Here is a 16,377-nt window from a genome sequence, read left to right on the forward strand (position 1 = left end):
TCCGTGGGGGTGCCGGCCGGGGAGCAGGGAGCGTCGTGTGCGGGTGCGCGGCGGCGGTTACGGCGTGCAGGGCAGCGGGACTCCGCGCTCCGCCAGGTAGGCCACCGGGTCGTCGCCGAAGCCGTAGCCACCGTCGTGGTGTACCTCGAAGTGCAGGTGCGGACCAGTCGACTCGCCCTCGCTGCCGACGGAGGCGATCCGCTGCCCGCCGTCGACGGTGTCGCCGACGGCGACGAACCTCTCGTACATGTGTCCGTACTCGGTGACCGAGCCGTCGTCGTGCCGGATGCGCACCCACTGCCCGTACCCGGTGGCAGGGCCGGACTCGGTGACCTCGCCCGGCCCTGCCGCGTGGATGGGCGTGCCGAGGGGTGCGGCGAGGTCGACCCCGTCGTGCCCCTCGTGGTAACCCTGGCTGATCTCGGCTGCTACGGGGCACGACGCCGCGTAGGAGGCCGAACTCCCTTGCGTCCGGGGGGAGTCGGAGCTTGCGGCAAGGGCGGGCGCCGCAGCGGCGACGCTCAGTACCCCACTCGCCGCAAGGGCGACGGCACCTCTGCGCTTGCGGGACATTCTTCTCCCTTCGTCGGTTCGGGTCCCCGGCATCCACCCAGCAGTCTTGCTCATGTACGCGACAATGTCTCCCTCTTGTGCGGGATTAGCTACGCGCGGAGAACGGCGCCGAACTCGGCCAACGCCGCCCGCTCGCCGGGCCGTTGACGCCCCACCCGCCGCGACCTGCGGGGTGCCGTCGACCGCCCGGGGGGCCGTCCCGGTGCGCCTTCGTAGGCCGGCTTACCGCGGGCTCGGAACAAGAAGGGCGCGCAACCGTAAGGGGACTTGGCAACGTCAGCCGGAGGCCGGTGCACACGAGTGGGCTGGTAGCACGTGTCCGAAGTCCCGTCCCCTCGCCTGCGTCTCCTCCGGGAGAGTTACGGCGACCCCGTGGGCGTCGAGGAGGCGCGGTCCAGGCACTGGGGCCGCCTCGTCGCCGACGCCGAGCATCGGGAATGCGTCACCCTGGGGAGGGCGAGCGCCTCGCCGCCACCGCTCCCCGGGACCGCAGGACGCGTCCCCCTCAGCGCGGCCCGCGCCAAGCTCGGCGACCTCGTCCGCCGCGCCACCGCACTCTCCGACCCGGTGGCGCACAGCCTCACTCGTCACGGTGTCGCCGTCGCTGTGCTCCTCGACGTCGCCCGCCTCCAGTCCCGGCACCCGACGCAGCACCGGAGCCGGCCCCCGCGCCCGCCGCGCTCGGTGACGTCACGGCGTCCACCCAGCCGTACGGCCTCGTCGCCCGGATCGAGCAGATCGTCGACCTGGGCTCGCAGTGGGGGAGGTACGAGTACGTGACGTCCGTCGGCTTCTCGGCCTGACCGCACGGCCCCCCGACACCGGACGCTCCGGGCGGGCCGCCCGGTTCGCGTGCGTAAGGGTCTGCTGCGACGCCAGGTATCCGGGTAACGAACTGACCGGCTCCTGGCCGTACTTCACGACGAGCGCGGGTCCCTACATCCTGCTCGCCCGGTTCGAGTCGAGCCCGAACCCCGGCGAAGCGCAGTGAACCCGCCGCTCAAAGGCACGCGCTGCTGGGCGAGTTCCGACCTCCCTGCCGTTTCGACCGGCGTCGCCCAGCAGCGCCGGCACGCCGTACTCGCAACCATCCGCCACCGGCGCTCCGTTCATGCGAGCGCAGCGCGCAGCCGCCCCCCCGAACGAGCCTCCAGCGTCGGCTCGTCGTGCTCGCCTCCTGGCCTAGGGCACCGCAACCTCGCTGCCAACAGGCTCCGGGCGCTCAGGAGTTGCGGCGAGCTCGGCGATGACGCTGTCGAGGTGGGCCCGTGCCGCTGCCTCCGCGGCGGCGCCGTCGCCCGTGACCACCGCCTCGATGATCGCCAGGTGCTGGGGGAGCGACTGCGCGGGGCGCCCGGGACGGAGGGCGAGGCGGAACTGGAAGCGGACGGTCTGGCCGTTGAGGCGGTCTAGGAGGTTTTCCGCCACCTCCTGGCCGCTTGCGCGGGCAATGGTGTCGTGGAGGCGCCGGTTGAGCGCCGAGTAGGCGTCGAGGTCGCCTTCGGTGACGGCGCGGCTCATCTGCTCGCCGATGTCGCGGAGTTCGGCGCGGTCCGCATCGCCCGCCGAGGCTGCCGCCCGCCGGGCGCACAGGCCCTCCAGGGCGGCCCGGCACTCGGTGATCTGCACTGCCTCCTCGACGGAGATCACCCGGACCCGCGCGCCGCGCCTGGGTATCAGCTCCACCAGGCCCTCGGCGGCGAGGTCCTGGAGCGCTTCGCGTACCGCGCTGCGGGTGGTGCCGAACGTTTCCGACAGCTCCTGCTCGACGAGGCGTTGGCCTGGTGCCATCTCGCCGGCGGAGAGCCTCGCGCGGATGCCGGCCCCGACGATGCGGCGCCCTTCCTGACCGGTGACCTGGCCGTCCGCCACCCGTACCGCTCCTCTGCTCGCACTCAACTCGCCGCCCCCTGCACGGGGCTGGCCGGGGAGTCTACCGGCCCCGACCTTGTTGACGACAATGGAAAGTTTTTCATCAACCATATTGTCAACAATCTCGTCGACGGTTACGTTCCCTGCGTCACCTCCTCGGAAGGGAGCCACGCACCACCATGACGCCGCCCACCCCTCGGCCCGCCGACGCCGCACTCCGGCACGGCACCCGCCGCCACGGTCAACAGACCGCGGTGCCCTGCTGGTTCATGCGCGGCGGCACCTCGCGCGGCCCGTTCTTCCGCGCCGGCGACCTCCCCGCCGAGACGGCCGCGAGGGACGCCGTCCTCCTCGCCGCGCTCGGCTCCCCCGACCCCCGCCAGGTGGACGGCCTCGGCGGCGCCCACCCGCTCACCAGCAAGGCCGGCATCGTCGGGCCGAGCCAACTCCCCGACGTCGACCTGGAGTTCCGGTTCGCCCAACTCCAGCCCGAGAGCGACGTCGTCGACACCACCTCCAACTGCGGCAACATGCTCGCCGCCGTCGTCCCCTTCGCCCTCGAAGCGGGACTCCTCGCGGCACACGGAGAGACCACCACGGCGCGAGTGCACACCCTCAACACCGGCCTCACCGCAGACATCACGGTGCGCACCCCACTCGGACCCGACGGCCGATACGTCGCCTACGACGGCGAGGCGCGCATCGACGGCGTCCCCGGGACCGCGGCGCCCGTGAGCGTCGGCTTCCTCGACACGGAGGGCTCCGTCTGTTCCGCGCTGCTGCCCACCGGGCGCGTGCGGGACCGCGTCGAGGTCGAGGGGCTCGGCCCCGTCGACGTCACCTGCATCGACAACGGGATGCCGCTCGTCCTCGTCCCCGCGGCGGCGCTCGGCCGCACCGGGTACGAGCCGGCCGCGGAACTCACCGCGGACGTCGCACTGCGCACGCGCCTGGAGAGGTTGCGGCTGGCGTGCGGGCGGCGCATGGGCCTCGGCGACGTGGCCGGCCTCAACTACCCCAAGATGACGCTGACGGCGCCGCCCGCCGAGCGCGGAGCCGTCGCCACCCGGAGCTTCATCCCGCACGTCTGCCACGCCTCCATCGGCGTCCTCGCAGCCGTCACGGTCGCCACAGCCTGTGTCCTCGACGGGACCGTCGCGCACGAGGCGGCGACGCTCCCCGCGGTCGGGCCGCAGGAGGGAGGCGGCTTCGCCACGACCGTCTCCGTCGAGCACCCCTCGGGGGAGTTCAGCGTCGCGCTCGGACTCGACGCGGATCTCCGCACCGTCACGCGCTCCGCGCTGCTGCGTACCGCCCGGCTGATCATGGCCGGCGAGGTCATGGTTCCCGCGGCCGCGCACCCCGTCCCGCACGAACACGAGGAGGACCAGCGATGATCATCGACTGCCACGGCCACTACACCACGGCGCCGCCGGCGCTGGCGCAGTGGCGGGAGCAGCAGATCGCCGCCCTCGGAGGACCCGCCGCGGCGCCGGACCCCGCGGGGCCGCACCTCGGTGACGACGAGATACGCGAAAGCATCGAGTGCAACCAACTCCGCCTCATGGACGAGCGCGGCATCGACCTCACCGTCTTCTCGCCGCGCGCCTCCTTCATGGCGCACCACGTCGGCGACTTCGCCACCTCGCAGAAGTGGGCCGCCCGCTGCAACGACCTCTGCCACCGGGTGAGCGCCCTCTACCCCGAGCGGTTCGCCCCCGCGGCCATGCTCCCGCAGTCGCCCGGCGTCGACCCGGCCACCTGCGTCCCCGAACTCACCCGCGCCGTCGAGGAGTTGGGCGCCGTCGCGGTCAACCTCAACCCCGACCCGTCCGGCGGCCACTGGAGCGCACCCCCGCTCACCGACCGTGCCTGGTACCCGCTCTACGAGAAGCTCGTCGAGCTCGACGTGCCGGCCATGGTCCACGTGAGCACCAGCGTCAACCCGGCCTTCCACACCACGGGCGGCCACTACCTCAACGCCGACACCACGGCGTTCATGCAGCTCCTCCAGGGCGACCTGTTCGCCGACTTCCCCGCACTGCGCCTGATCGTCCCGCACGGCGGCGGCGCCGTCCCCTACCACTGGGGCCGCTTCCGCGGCCTCGCTGCGGCCCTCGGGCGCCCGACGCTCGAGGAACACCTGCTCGGCAACGTCTTCTTCGACACCTGCGTCTACCACCAGCCCGGCATCGACCTGCTCCTCGGAGTCGTGCCGGCCCGGAACGTGCTCTTCGCCTCGGAGATGATCGGCGCCGTCCGCGGCATCGACCCCCGCACCGGGTTCGCCTTCGACGACACCCGCCGCTACGTCGAGTCGGCGGGGCTCTCCCCCGAGGACCTCGCCGCCGTCGAGGAGCGCAACGCCCGCACCGTCTACCCGCGCCTCGACGCCCTGCTGCGGCGTCAGGGCCGCTGACCTACGCACAAGGAGCCGTCGTGTTCGCACTCGGTGTCGTACACCGCACCGTCAACCGCCCGCCGACCGCCGACGTCGAAGCGCTCTCGGAGTTCGGGGTGAGCACCCTCCACGAGGCGATGGGCCGCGTCGGACTGATGCGCCCCTACCTCCGCCCGGTCTACCGCGGGGCCCGACTCTGCGGTCCCGCCGTCACGGTGCTTCTCCAACCGGGCGACAACTGGATGCTGCACGTCGCGGCCGAGCAGGTACGGCCGGGGGACGTGGTCGTCGCCGCCTGCACGACCGAGAGCGAGGACGGGTTCTTCGGCGAACTCCTCGCCACCTCGCTGCGCGCCCAGGGCGCACGTGGCCTCGTCATCGACGGCGGCTGCCGCGACGTGGCCGAGCTGGAGGCGATGGACTTCCCCGTCTTCTCCCGGGCCGTCAACGCCAAGGGCACGGTCAAGGCCACGCTCGGCTCCGTCAACGTGCCCGTGGTCTGCGCCAACGCGCCCGTACGCCCCGGCGACGTCGTCGCCGCCGACGCGGACGGCGTGGTCGTCGTCCCCGCCGAGCGTGCCGCCGAGGTCGCCGAGGCGGCGGCGCGCCGCGAGGCCAACGAGGAGGGGAAGCGACAGCGTTTCGCCGCCGGGGAGCTCGGCCTCGACATGTACGCCATGCGCGAGCCGCTCCGCGAAGCCGGCCTCCGCTACCTCGACTGACCCCGTCCGCACCACGTACCGCCGGTCGCCCGCCCCTCCGCGTGCCGGCCGAGGAGGAGAGATGAGTACGCGCTTCCGCAAGACCCCGGGCTGGCTCGACTGGCACCCGGACCCGGCGAAGCCGACGTACCGGCTGCCGTCGGGAGCCGTGGACGCGCACTGCCACGTCTTCGGCCCCGGCGACGAGTTCCCCTACGCCGCCGCACGCAAGTACACGCCCTGCGACGCGAGCAAGGAGCAACTCTTCGCGCTCCGCGACCACTTGGGCGTCGCGCGGAACGTCGTCGTCCAGGCCACCTGCCACGGCGCCGACAACACCGCCATGCTCGACGCCGTCCGCTCGGCAGGCGGCCGCGCCCGCGGCGTCGCCACCGTGCGTCCCGACGTCACCGACGCCGAGCTGTGCCGCCTCGACGCGGCCGGGGTGCGCGGCGTCCGCTTCAACTTCCTCAAGCGGCTCGTCGGTCCCGCGCCGCAGGACGACCTCGCCCGTATCGCGGCGAGGATCGCACCGCTCGGGTGGCACGTGGTGCTCTACTTCGAGGCCGCCGACCTCCCCGAACTGGAAGGGTTCTTCGCCGCCCTGCCCACTCCGCTCGTCATCGACCACATGGGCCGCCCCAACGTACGGGAGCCCGCCGCGGGGCCGCAGTTCACGCGGTTCCTGCGGTTCGCCGAGCGCAACGACGTGTGGGTGAAGGTGAGTTGCCCCGAGCGGCTCAGCCTCACCGGGCCCGCCGCGCTCCACGGCGAGCGCAGCGCCTACGCCGACGTCGTGCCCTTCGCGCGCACGGTCGTCGAGGAGTTCCCCGACCGCGTGTTGTGGGGCACCGACTGGCCCCACCCCAACCTCACCGACCACATGCCCGACGACGGGCTGCTCGTCGACCACATCCCTCACGTGGCCACCACCGAGCAGCAGCGCCACAAGCTCCTCGTCGACAACCCCGTGCGGCTCTACTGGCCGGACGAGACGGCCTGACCGGCCCCGTCCCGCCGCCGCCCGTCCCACCTGCCGCGACGGCGGTCGCCCGCGCCTGCGCCGAGACCGCCGCCCTCCCCTCACCGAAGGCGTTGCCATGGCACATCCGAACGCGGCGCACCGGCTCGACCGGTTGCCGATATCCCGCTTCCACAAAGTGACGCTCGTCGCCGTCGCCTTCGCGTACTTCTTCGAGTTCGCGGACATCAACAGCTTCGCCGTCACCGCCCCGCGCCTGATCACCCTCTGGGACGTCACGGTCGACCAGGTCGCCTACGTCACCTCGCTCTCCTTCGTCGGCATGTTCATCGGCTCGGTCGTCGCCAGCCGCATCGCCGACCGGCTGGGGCGGAAGAAGGCACTCACCCTCACGACGGTCTTCTTCGGCACCTTCTCGCTCCTCTCCTCCTTCGCCTGGGACATCCTGTCGCTCGGTGTCCTCCGCGTCCTCACCTCGGCGGGGCTCTCCGCGATGACCGTCGTCGCCGTGGTCTACGTGAGCGAGCTCTACCCCTCCGCCGTCCGCGGCAAGTACCAGGCGTACGCCATCGTCATCGGCATCTGCGGGACCCCTGTCACCAGCCTCATCGCCAGTCTCGTCGTGCCGCTCGCCGACTGGACCTGGCGGTTGGTCTTCCTCTGGGGCGCCCTCGGCATCCTCTTCCTCGCCTTCACCCGGCGCCTCAAGGAGTCGCCGCGTTGGTACGAGAGCAAGGGCGAGTACGACAAGGCCGAGGCGACCCTCCGCGAGATCGAGGCACAGGTCGAGGCGGAGAAGGGGCCGCTGCCCGAGCCGCTCCCGCCCGTCGACGAGGCCCCGCAGACCAAGGCCCCGCTCAAGCTGCTCCTCCAGCGCAAGTACCTCGTGCCCACGCTGGTGCTGACCGTCCTGTGGGTCACCCAGACGATCGGCTTCTTCGGGTACTCGAGCTGGGCGCCGACGCTGCTCGCCAAGGAGGGCTTCAGCGTCGAGAAGTCGATCTTCTACATCGCGCTCACCACGGTCGGCGCACCGCTCGGCTCCTACGTCGCGTCGCTCGTCACCGACCGCTTCGAGCGCAAGTGGTGCCTCGTAGTCTTCGGCCTCGCCATCGCCGTCTGCGGGCTGCTGTACGGGCTGACGTTCAACCCCGTCTTCATCATCGTCTTCGGCTTCGCCGTCAACATGCTGGAGCGCGGCTACACCGCCCTCGCCTACGCGTACTCGCCCGAGCTCTTCGACACCAGGGGCCGCTCCCTCGGCACCGGCATCTCCTACGGCCTCGGCCGCCTCTCCAACGCCGCGGGCCCGCTCGTCATCGCGGCGCTCTACAACAGCACGGGATACCAGAGCGTCTTCTTCTTCATCGCGGGCACCTGGGTCGTCGGCGCCGTCGTGCTCGCCCTCTTCGGAGCCAGCACCCGCCGCGCCCGCCTCGCCTCGGCACGGGGACCGGCCGAGGAGACCGAGCCCTCGGCGGTGTGACGTGCACATCGTCCGGCGGCGGCTGCCGGACGGCGTGCCAACGCGCGGCTTCGCACGGCCCGTTGGGCAGGCGCCCCGTGGACGGAGAGCCCCGGCTGCCGCTCCCGGCCAACGACGCACGTCGGGCGCAGGGGCTGCCACGGCCGTCTGCCGGGTGAGACGGTGAGCGGGATCGCCCGCCCCGCCCGGCAGCGGCCTCCGCACGGGGCGCCGCGTCCGGACATCCGCCCTGCGGGGACGATGCGCCGTCAGCCCTCGTCCCCGCGGTGGCGGAGAGCACCGGCAGCGCGGTGCAGTTCGTCCGGGACGCCGAACGTCCCGGGCGCGTCGAGCTGGGGGAGGAGCCGCTCGACGAGCGTTTGTTGGGCCAGCATGAGGCGCTGGTTCTGCTCGCGGGTGACGGCACCGTCGGCGGCGGGCGGCGGTGAAGGCACCGGAGGCGAAGCCGACCGCGTGCGACGCGACCATGTCCCGCGCGGCGGTCGACGCGTCGTTCCGCCCCCGGGGGTATCTCCCCGCTCGCCCGAACGCAGTTGGCTGCCCGCGGTGGCGTGCCGGAGGCGCTCGGACGAGGCGGCGCGCGAACTCCGGTCCCGTGGACGGCCCTTCGCCGCACGACCACGCGCCCCTGCGAGCCCTCAGCCCAGGCGGTGGTCGAACCGCGGTGCGACCGCGAGCAGGCTGCTCAGGTCGGCCCCCGGCGCGTACTCGACCGGCTCGGCCCCCGCGGAGAAGAGCCGGGCACCCGCCGACGTGCCGCCCAACTCCAGTACGCCGTCGCGACGTTGCAGCCAGGTGCCCTCGCGCAGGCCGAGGACGGGCACGTCGTTCTCCTCGAGGAACTGGGTGAGCCGCTCCTCACGGGTCTCGCCCATGTGCGCGCTCCCCGGCTGCGGGTCGAGGTAGTGCGGGTTGATCTGAAACGGGACGAGCCCCAGCGTCCCGAACGACGTCGGCTGGACGATCGGCATGTCGTTGGTGGTCCGCAGCGTCGGGCAGGCCATGTTGGTCCCGGCGCTCGACCCCATGTACGGCACTCCGTCCTCCTGTACGCGCCGGGCGAGTTCAGGGACGAGGCCGTGCCCCTGGAGCGCCCGCAGCAGCCGGAAGCTGTTGCCCCCGCCGACGAACACCGCCTCGGCCGCGGCCACTTCGGCACGGGGATCGCCCGAGCCGTGCAGGCCGCGCACCCGCACGCCCAACTCGCCCATGAACGCCGCGACCTTCGCGGTGTAGGCGTCGTGGTCGGCGAGCGCGTACGGGACGAAGAGCAGTTCGCGCACGCCGCCGAGGTGCTCGGCGACCACCTCCCGCGCGTGGTCGAGGTAACCCCGTCCGGGGGCCGAGGAGTTCGACAGCAAGAGCAGCTTCACGGTGTTCCGGCCTTTCTCTTCTTCAGTTGCGGGACGTCCGGGGGGTTCGGCCCCGGACCCGACGAGGGGTGAGCAGTTCACCGAGACCCTCCGCGGCGGAGCGCAGCGGTATGAGCAACTCCTCGCGGTCGTCGGCGAGTTGACGGTGCGGCCCGACGAGGGTCAGCGAGCCCACCGGCTGCGAGCGCACCACGACGGGCACGGCGAGCCCCGCCGTCGCGGGGTCGTACTCGCCCTCGGAGTACGCGTAGCCGTCGGCCGGCACCCGGCACATCAGCTCCTCCAACTGCGCAGGGTCGGTGACGGTCCGCTCGCTGAAACGGGCCATCGGGCGACCGTAGAGGGCGGCGGCGCGTGCCCCCGGCGCGAGCATCCCGAAGTACGCGCGCGAGGTGGCGCCCGCGTGCCCCGGGTAGAGCTCCTCGGCGAGGCGGTAGGTCCGCAGCGGTCCGAGCGTCCCGTCGGCCGAGTCGACGCACCTGAGGTGGGCGCCGTCGGGCACGGCGAAAAGCGCGGTCACCCCGCTCTCCGCGGCGAGCTCCCGCAGCGCCGGACGCACCAGCCCCGCCATCCCGCCGTGCCGCTCCCAGGCGGTGGCCATGTGCCACACGGCGGGCCCCAGCCGGTAGCGCCGGGTGACGGCGTCGGAGACGAGGAACCCCCGGTGCGCGAGCGCGGCGAGGAGCCGCTGGGTGACGGACTTGTCCCAGCCGAACTCGGCTGCGAGGTCGGTCACCCCCCACTCGTCGCGGTCGTGAGTGAAGGCGAGCAGCACCTGGAGCGTACGGTCCGCGGTCTTCAGCGGAGCCCCTCGATCGGTAGTCACCCGGCGTACCCTATCGGTATCCACCTCTGCTTCTCACATATAGGGAAAAGGTTGCTCTCGCGGAGCGCGGAGGAGCAACCTGGCGGCATCGGCCGACGGCCACCGCCGCTCACCCGATGCCGGGCGCCACCTCGAAGGGCGCAACGGCTCCCGCGGCCCGGAGCCGCATCACCCCGGCAGCAACGACGCTGCCCCTCGCACGGCCCCCGCCCGTCGCCCACCAGCGCGGCGGCCCGGGCATCGCCCCCAAGGCGTCGCCGTCCGAGTCCCGACCGCACCACCCCAAGGAGCCCACGGTGCTCAAGCACGTACTGGACGTCCTCGAACTCCTCGACCGCCCGCAGGCCGACGGGCACAGCCTCGACGCGCACCTCCGCGACGTCCTCCACCGGGCGGCGCAGCAGGCGGGCCGCACCGCCGAGGCCGACCGCGTCGAGATCTCCGTCACCCGCATCGAGGGGGCGCAGGGCGGCACGGACTTCGTGAAGGCCGTCGTCCCCGGCCGCGACGGTGCTCGCGCGGGCGGCAGCGCACCCACCCTCGGCGTACTCGGCCGCCTCGGCGGCGTGGGCGCCCGCCCGGAGCGGACCGGCCTCGTCTCCGACGCGGACGGCGCCGTCGCCGCGCTCGCCGCAACGTCGAAGCTGCTCGACATGTACGGGCGCGGCGACGTACTCGACGGCGATGTCATCCTCAGCACCCACGTCTGCCCCGACGCACCGACCCGCCCCCACGACCCGGTGCCCTTCATGGACTCCCCGGTCTCCATCCTCGACTGCAACCGTCAGGAGATCGACGGAGCGATGGACGCCGTCGTCTCGATCGACACCACGAAGGGCAACCGCCTCCTCAACCACCGCGGGCTCGCCCTTTCCCCGACGGCCAAGGAAGGCTGGATCCTGCGGGTCAGCGACGACCTGCTCGGCATCCTGGAGACCGTCACGGGCGAGGACGCGCACGTGCTGCCGATCACCACCCAGGACATCACCCCGTACGGCAACGGCGTCCACCACATCAACTCGATCATGCAGCCGTGCGTCGCCACGTCGGCGCCCGTCGTCGGCCTCGCGCTGACCACCGGGCCGGCCGTCGCCGGCTGCGCGACGGGCGCCAGCCACGAGACCGACATCGCAGCCGCCGGCCGCTTCGCCGTCGAAGCGGCGAAGGAGTACGGACGAGGGGCTGCCCGCTTCCACGACGCGGAAGAGTTCGCCCGACTCGTCGACCTCTACGGGCCGATGACCCGGCTCCAGTCGACGGCAGGTGCGACCGAGGACTGACCCTCGGGCCACCCGGCCGCTGCGGGGGAGCGGTCGAACAGCTCCTCCGCACCCCCCACCCCGCGTACGCCCCACGCGCACCGCACCCGAAAGACGACCCCTATGAGCACCTCTCCAGCTCCCGCCCCGGAAGCGAGGCGGGCCCACCCCAGAGCCCTCGAACCGGTCACCCTCGTCGTGACGGTCCTGCTGTCCGTGCTGGGAGCCGTGATCGGCCTCGTCCTGATCACCACCCTGGGCATCGCCCCCAACACCTCGGTGATCGGGGCACTCATCGCCATGCTCATCGGGCGCCTCTCCTTCGCGACGCTCTCGCGGATGCGCGACCCGCACCGCCAGAACCTCGTCCAGTCGGCGATCTCCGGCTCCACGTTCGCCGCGGCCAACTCGCTCGTCACGCCGATCGCGGTGCCGTTCCTGCTCGGCGAGCCCGGCCTGGTCTGGCCGATGCTCGGCGGCGCGGTCATCGGCCTCGCCGTCGACAGTTGGGTGCTCTACCGCGTCTTCGACTCGCGGCTGCTGCCCGCGACCGCCGCCTGGCCCGCCGGAATCGCGGCAGCCGAGACGATCAAGGCGGGGGACGAGGGCGGCCGCAAGGCGGGGATGCTCGGCGTCAGCGCGGTCGTCGGCTTCCTCGGCTCGCTCTTCAAGCTCCCGATGAGCGCGGCCGGCGTCGCCTTCCTCGGCAACATCTGGGCGCTGCTGATGTTCGGCGTCGGCCTGCTCGTCGCGCAGTACGCGCCGACGCTGCTCGACACCGACCTCTCGGCGAACCACGTGCCGCACGGCGTGATGATCGGCGCGGGACTGGTCGCCCTCGTGCAGGCCGTCCGGCTGATGCGGGAGCGCGACGGCGGGAGCAAGGACCAGCAGCCCGCTCGGGAGGCCGAGGACGCCTTCGACCCGCAGACGCGCACCGTCGACGCCCGCCGACTGCGGCGCGGACTCCTGGAGGGGCTCGCGCTCTTCCTCGTCGGCGCCCTCTTCGTCGCCCTGACCGGCGGCATCCTCGCCGACATGAGCGGGCTCGGGCTCGTCGGCTGGGTGCTCCTCGCCGGTGTCGCGGCGCTCGTGCACCAGCTCATCGTCGGGCTCGCGGCGATGCACTCGGGGTGGTTCCCCGCCTTCGCCGTGACCCTGATCTTCCTGATCCTCGGGCTCGTCCTCGGCATCCCGATGGTGCCGCTCGCCCTCCTCGTCGGCTACGCCGCCTCCACGGGGCCCGCGTTCGCCGACGTCGGCTTCGACTTCAAGGCCGGCTGGCTGCTGCGCAAGGACGCCGTGCCCTGGCACCCCTACGAGATGGCGGGGCGGCGCCAGCAGTACGTCGCGCAGCTCGTCGGCTTCGCCGTCGCGATCCTCGTCGTGGTCGTCGCGTGGAAGCCGTTCTTCGAGGACGGCCGGGTGCCGCCGGTGGCGCAGGTCTACGTCGACACTCTCAAGGCCGGCCTCTCGGACACGCATGCGCTGACGATGATGGCGCTCTGGGCGATCCCGGGCGCGCTCGTCCAGCTCCTCGGCGGCTCCTCCCGCCAGATGGGCGTCCTGCTGGCGACGGGCCTCCTCGTCGCGACGCCGCAAGCGGGCTGGCTCGTCCTCGCCGCGCTCGCCGTCCGCTTCGGCTACGCCCGCAGGGCGAAGCGCCGGGCGGACTCCGGAGACGGGCAACAGGCAGCCGCCGACAACGACTTGGCGCTCGTCGGCGCGGGTCTCGTCGCGGGCAGCTCGCTCAACGACGTAAGCCAGATCTACAAGGCGGTGTGACCGTGGACCCCTGCACCACTTCCCCCGCGCTGGGGCTCGTCACGATCGGGCAGGCGCCCCGCACCGACCTCGCCGGCGACATCGCGCCCCTGCTCGGCGGCGTCCACGTGCGCGAGCACGGCGCCCTCGACGGGGACGTCCTCGACGGCGAGGAAGGCGCCCGCACTCGCGCGCGCCTCGCCCCCGCGCCGGACGAGCCTCCCCTCGTCTCCCGGCTCCGTGACGGCGGTTCCGTCGTCCTCGGCCACGAGGCGCTGGCGCCGCGGATGCGGAACGCCGTCGCCCGCTGCGAGGCGGACGGGGCGGGCGCGACACTGCTGCTGTGCACGGGCAACTTCCCCCCGATTCCGGCCACTCGGCCGGTGCTCTACGCGGAGCCGCTCGTGCAGCGCGGGGTGCGCGCGGTCGTCGGGGACGCCGAAGTGGGCGTCGTCTGCCCGCTGCCCGAGCAGGCGGACGACGTCACGCGCCGCTGGGCCGCGCTCCTGCCTGGACGGGTGCTCGCGGAGGCCGCCGACCCCTACGCGCCCGACGCCGGTGAGCAACTCGCCCGTGCTGCCTCGCACTTGGCCGCCCGCGGGGCACGCTGGCTCGTCCTGGACTGCATCGGCTACACGGAGCCGATGCGCCGCACGGCCGCCCGTGCGGCCGGCCGCCCCGCGCTCCTGGCCCGGGCCCTCGCGGTCCGCCTGGCAGCGGAGGCGGCCACGGCGGTGGGCCCGGCTGGCCGGGGCTGACACTCCTCCGGCCTCGCCCCAACGGGCTGTGCTCACCTCTCCCTTCACTCGCGACGGGGCGCGCGGCCGTACGACGGGTGGGCAACTGACCCTGTTTCGGGGGTGATTGGTCCGGTGCGACGGTGCGTTGTCGACGCGGCTACCGTCGGCCGGGGCAGCGCGCGGCGCGGACACGCCGGCCCTCACCGCTCCGGCCGCACACGTCGCAGTCGGCGCGGACGAGCGCCGACCGGCTCCCGTCCGGCCCTGGGCGTACCCCGTCAGACCGTGCCGCCCCGTTCCCCCGTGTCGCCGCGCAGCTCGCCGGCCTGACGGGTCAGGGTGTCGAGCCGGTGGGTGAGGGCACTGTCGCGCGGCGCGACGTAGGGGCGTGCCTCGGTGAGCGGGGCGAGGAGGTGGGTCGGGTCGTCGACGGAGAGGGCGCGGACGAGGGGGCTGGACGCCTCGTCCGGCAGGCCGGTGAGGGTGGCGATCTGCGCCGCGAGCTGCCGCAGGTCGGCGGCGTTGCCGCGGGCCCAGGCCGCGACGGCGCGGTCGCCGGCCCGGCGCTTGCGGGTGTCCTGGACGCGCTGCTCTCCGGTGTCGCCCGGCCTGCCGGGGCGTACGCGAAGGTACCGGCGCTCCGCCGCCTGGCGGCTGGCGACGCCGAGCGGGTGCGCGAGCTCCGCCCAGCTTGCGCCCGCCGCGCGCGCCGCTTCGATCAACGTCGGCTCCCACCCGGCGAGTTCGTCGCGGAGCCGGCGCAGCAGCAGAAGAGCGGCGAGGGCCTGCTCCGAATCGGCCGTGCCCGCGGCTTCCGTCTCGGCCGGCCGCTCCTCGGGCGGGGTCCGGGCGGCGCGCACGGCCTCGTCCATCGTTCCCAGCGCGACCGAGGCGGCGACGAAGGAACGCGGCGTCGGCTGCTGCTCGGGTGAACTCATCGACTCGCTCCCGCTTCCTGCTCCAAGTGCACCTCGCCGCTTCCGGGCCGACGTGTCATCGGGACAGCGACGAGAGAGTTTGTCATCGTTCCGACGACATGCTACAAGAGAAGCAGGTTGCCGCCCACCGCGGCAGCAAGTGCCGTAGCCGATGGAGGTGTTGACAGATGCTGATGCGCACCGACCCCTTCCGTGAGTTCGACCGCCTGAGCCGGCAGTTCTTCGGCGACCCGGTCGGCACCTGGACCCGTCCGACGGCGATGCCGATGGACGCGTACCGCGAGGGCGACGAATACGTCATCGCCCTCGACCTCCCCGGGGTCGACCCCGACGCGATCGATATCGACGTCGAGCGGAACATGCTCACCGTCAAGGCCGAACGCCGTCCCGCAGGCGACCGGGACGGCGTCCAGATGGAGCTCGCCGAACGCCCGCTCGGCGCCTTCTCCCGCCAGGTCGTGCTCGCCGACACCCTCGACACCCGGCAGATCGCCGCCGACTACGACGCAGGGGTGCTCACCCTGCGCATCCCGATCGCCGAGCGCGCCAAGCCGCGCAAGATCAGCATCGGCGGCGGAAAGCACAAGCAGATCGAGAGCTGAACGGCCCCACACGCATCACGGCGCGGACGCGGCGATCGCCGCGTCCGCGCGCATGACGGGGCGGACGCCGAACCGGCGCCCCGCCCCGTCCACAACCCCATAGCGAGAAAGGTGTCCTGTAGATGCTCATGCAGGTCGAGCCCGCCACGACGACCCCGCGCACCGCCTATCCGGAGCTGCTCGAACGTGTCCGCCGCGCCGGCGCCTACGCCGACGTGGAGCGCGCGGAGCAGGTCGTCGGCGACGTGCTCGCCGGCCTCGGGCGGCAGTTGACGGGGGAGGAGCGCGGGGAGCTCGCCGCTCTCCTTCCGGCCGAGGCCGCGCAGCTCCTGGTCGCCGAGGTCCCCGACATCCGTCCGCTCACCGGGTGGGGCTTCGTGAAGGACCTCGCCACCCGTACCGGCGGAACCCTGGCCAGGACGCGCTGGGACGTCGGTTCCGTGCTGCGGGTCGTCGCCGATCTCGCCGACCGCGACCTCCTCGACCGCATCCTCGCCCAACTCCGCCCCGGATACGCCCTGTTGTTCGGGCGCGCGGAGCTCGTGCAGCCCGCGTGAAGCTGCGGCGCGCCCCTGGGGCGATGTCGGGCCCCGCTGTGCTTCCTTCTCCCCGTATCGCATGGTCCGTGCGGTGCGGACCCGATTCCCCCGGCCTCTTCGGCCGGGGGAATCCCATTGCGTCGGAAGCCCCTGTCCGAGCGGGGAACGACAAGCGGAGGCGCCGCCCCGCAGTTCCGCTATTCCACAGGCGTATTTCGGTTCGCGAAACCCGCCCCGTGAGATCCATGCTGCGCCTTCGGAACGGGTTGTGCCGGAGCGGACGGGCAACGAGCCGAGGTGATTGGCAATCACTTCCGGCTC

The 16,377-nt window shown here is 72.9% G+C and carries 17 protein-coding genes; 12 read left to right on the forward strand and 5 right to left on the reverse strand.

Annotation, left to right across the window (positions count from 1 at the left end):
- Window positions 1–57: 57 nt before the first annotated feature.
- Window positions 58–573: a M23 family metallopeptidase gene (locus tag F603_RS0103745; RefSeq protein ID WP_019544676.1), complete on the reverse strand. Its 516-nt coding sequence runs from the start codon at window positions 571–573 to the stop codon at window positions 58–60.
- A gap of 315 nt (window positions 574–888) precedes the next feature.
- Here F603_RS0103745 and F603_RS34960 point away from each other — a divergent pair, with 315 nt between their 5' ends.
- Window positions 889–1,353 carry a type II toxin-antitoxin system Phd/YefM family antitoxin gene (locus tag F603_RS34960; protein ID WP_158678598.1) on the forward strand — a complete coding sequence of 155 codons (465 nt, stop codon included), beginning with the start codon at window positions 889–891 and terminating at the stop codon, window positions 1,351–1,353.
- A gap of 402 nt (window positions 1,354–1,755) precedes the next feature.
- Here the strand turns inward: F603_RS34960 and F603_RS0103755 are convergent, their stop codons facing one another.
- On the reverse strand, window positions 1,756–2,445 hold the full coding sequence (locus F603_RS0103755) for a GntR family transcriptional regulator (protein ID WP_019544678.1): 690 nt from the start codon (window positions 2,443–2,445) through the stop codon (window positions 1,756–1,758).
- A 179-nt stretch (window positions 2,446–2,624) separates the two neighbouring features.
- Between F603_RS0103755 and F603_RS0103760 the strand changes: the two genes are divergently transcribed.
- From F603_RS0103760 to F603_RS34965, 6 genes are all read left to right on the forward strand, one after another.
- Window positions 2,625–3,842: a 4-oxalomesaconate tautomerase gene (locus tag F603_RS0103760; protein ID WP_019544679.1), complete on the forward strand. Its 1,218-nt coding sequence runs from the start codon at window positions 2,625–2,627 to the stop codon at window positions 3,840–3,842.
- Entirely contained in the window at window positions 3,839–4,864 is a 1,026-nt protein-coding gene (locus F603_RS0103765) for an amidohydrolase family protein (RefSeq protein WP_019544680.1), read from the forward strand. The genes F603_RS0103760 and F603_RS0103765 overlap by 4 nt, the downstream gene beginning before the upstream one ends.
- A 20-nt stretch (window positions 4,865–4,884) precedes the next feature.
- A complete protein-coding gene (gene ligK / locus F603_RS0103770; protein WP_019544681.1) occupies window positions 4,885–5,568 on the forward strand; it encodes a 4-carboxy-4-hydroxy-2-oxoadipate aldolase/oxaloacetate decarboxylase in 684 nt (227 codons plus the stop codon).
- Between the two features lie 61 nt (window positions 5,569–5,629).
- Entirely contained in the window at window positions 5,630–6,550 is a 921-nt protein-coding gene (locus F603_RS0103775) for an amidohydrolase family protein (protein ID WP_019544682.1), read from the forward strand.
- A 97-nt stretch (window positions 6,551–6,647) separates the two neighbouring features.
- The gene (locus tag F603_RS0103780; protein ID WP_019544683.1) at window positions 6,648–8,015 is read left to right on the forward strand and encodes an MFS transporter; all 1,368 of its coding nucleotides are present in this window, start codon (window positions 6,648–6,650) and stop codon (window positions 8,013–8,015) included.
- A 266-nt stretch (window positions 8,016–8,281) separates the two neighbouring features.
- A complete protein-coding gene (locus F603_RS34965) occupies window positions 8,282–8,443 on the forward strand; it encodes a hypothetical protein (RefSeq protein WP_019544684.1) in 162 nt (53 codons plus the stop codon).
- Window positions 8,444–8,653: 210 nt separating this feature from the next.
- Here the strand turns inward: F603_RS34965 and pepE are convergent, their stop codons facing one another.
- Complete coding sequence (pepE, locus tag F603_RS0103790) at window positions 8,654–9,388, reverse strand: dipeptidase PepE (protein WP_019544685.1); 735 nt, start codon at window positions 9,386–9,388, stop codon at window positions 8,654–8,656.
- Between the two features lie 22 nt (window positions 9,389–9,410).
- Window positions 9,411–10,214 (reverse strand): IclR family transcriptional regulator, encoded by an 804-nt coding sequence (locus F603_RS0103795; RefSeq protein ID WP_026328115.1) that lies wholly within the window; start codon window positions 10,212–10,214, stop codon window positions 9,411–9,413.
- Window positions 10,215–10,510: 296 nt separating this feature from the next.
- Here F603_RS0103795 and F603_RS0103805 point away from each other — a divergent pair, with 296 nt between their 5' ends.
- The 3 genes from F603_RS0103805 (at window position 10,511) to F603_RS0103815 (ending at window position 13,995) form a co-directional block, all read left to right on the forward strand.
- The gene (locus F603_RS0103805) at window positions 10,511–11,494 is read left to right on the forward strand and encodes a DUF1177 domain-containing protein (RefSeq protein ID WP_019544688.1); all 984 of its coding nucleotides are present in this window, start codon (window positions 10,511–10,513) and stop codon (window positions 11,492–11,494) included.
- A 102-nt stretch (window positions 11,495–11,596) separates the two neighbouring features.
- Window positions 11,597–13,258, forward strand: coding sequence for an OPT/YSL family transporter (locus tag F603_RS0103810; protein ID WP_019544689.1), 1,662 nt, complete (start codon window positions 11,597–11,599; stop codon window positions 13,256–13,258).
- On the forward strand, window positions 13,255–13,995 hold the full coding sequence (locus F603_RS0103815) for an AroM family protein (RefSeq protein WP_019544690.1): 741 nt from the start codon (window positions 13,255–13,257) through the stop codon (window positions 13,993–13,995). The genes F603_RS0103810 and F603_RS0103815 overlap by 4 nt, the downstream gene beginning before the upstream one ends.
- Before the next feature lie 260 nt (window positions 13,996–14,255).
- Here F603_RS0103815 and F603_RS0103820 read toward each other — a convergent pair whose 3' ends face one another.
- Entirely contained in the window at window positions 14,256–14,915 is a 660-nt protein-coding gene (locus F603_RS0103820) for a hypothetical protein (RefSeq protein ID WP_019544691.1), read from the reverse strand.
- Window positions 14,916–15,082: 167 nt separating this feature from the next.
- Here F603_RS0103820 and F603_RS0103825 point away from each other — a divergent pair, with 167 nt between their 5' ends.
- Both F603_RS0103825 and F603_RS0103830 read left to right on the forward strand, forming a co-directional pair.
- Window positions 15,083–15,517, forward strand: coding sequence for an Hsp20/alpha crystallin family protein (locus F603_RS0103825; protein ID WP_019544692.1), 435 nt, complete (start codon window positions 15,083–15,085; stop codon window positions 15,515–15,517).
- Window positions 15,518–15,639: 122 nt separating this feature from the next.
- Entirely contained in the window at window positions 15,640–16,074 is a 435-nt protein-coding gene (locus F603_RS0103830; RefSeq protein WP_019544693.1) for a DUF2267 domain-containing protein, read from the forward strand.
- Window positions 16,075–16,377 lie beyond the last annotated feature (303 nt).

This window comes from Streptomyces sulphureus DSM 40104 (assembly GCF_000381025.1).
Classification (GTDB): Bacteria; Actinomycetota; Actinomycetes; order Streptomycetales; family Streptomycetaceae; genus Streptomyces; species Streptomyces sulphureus.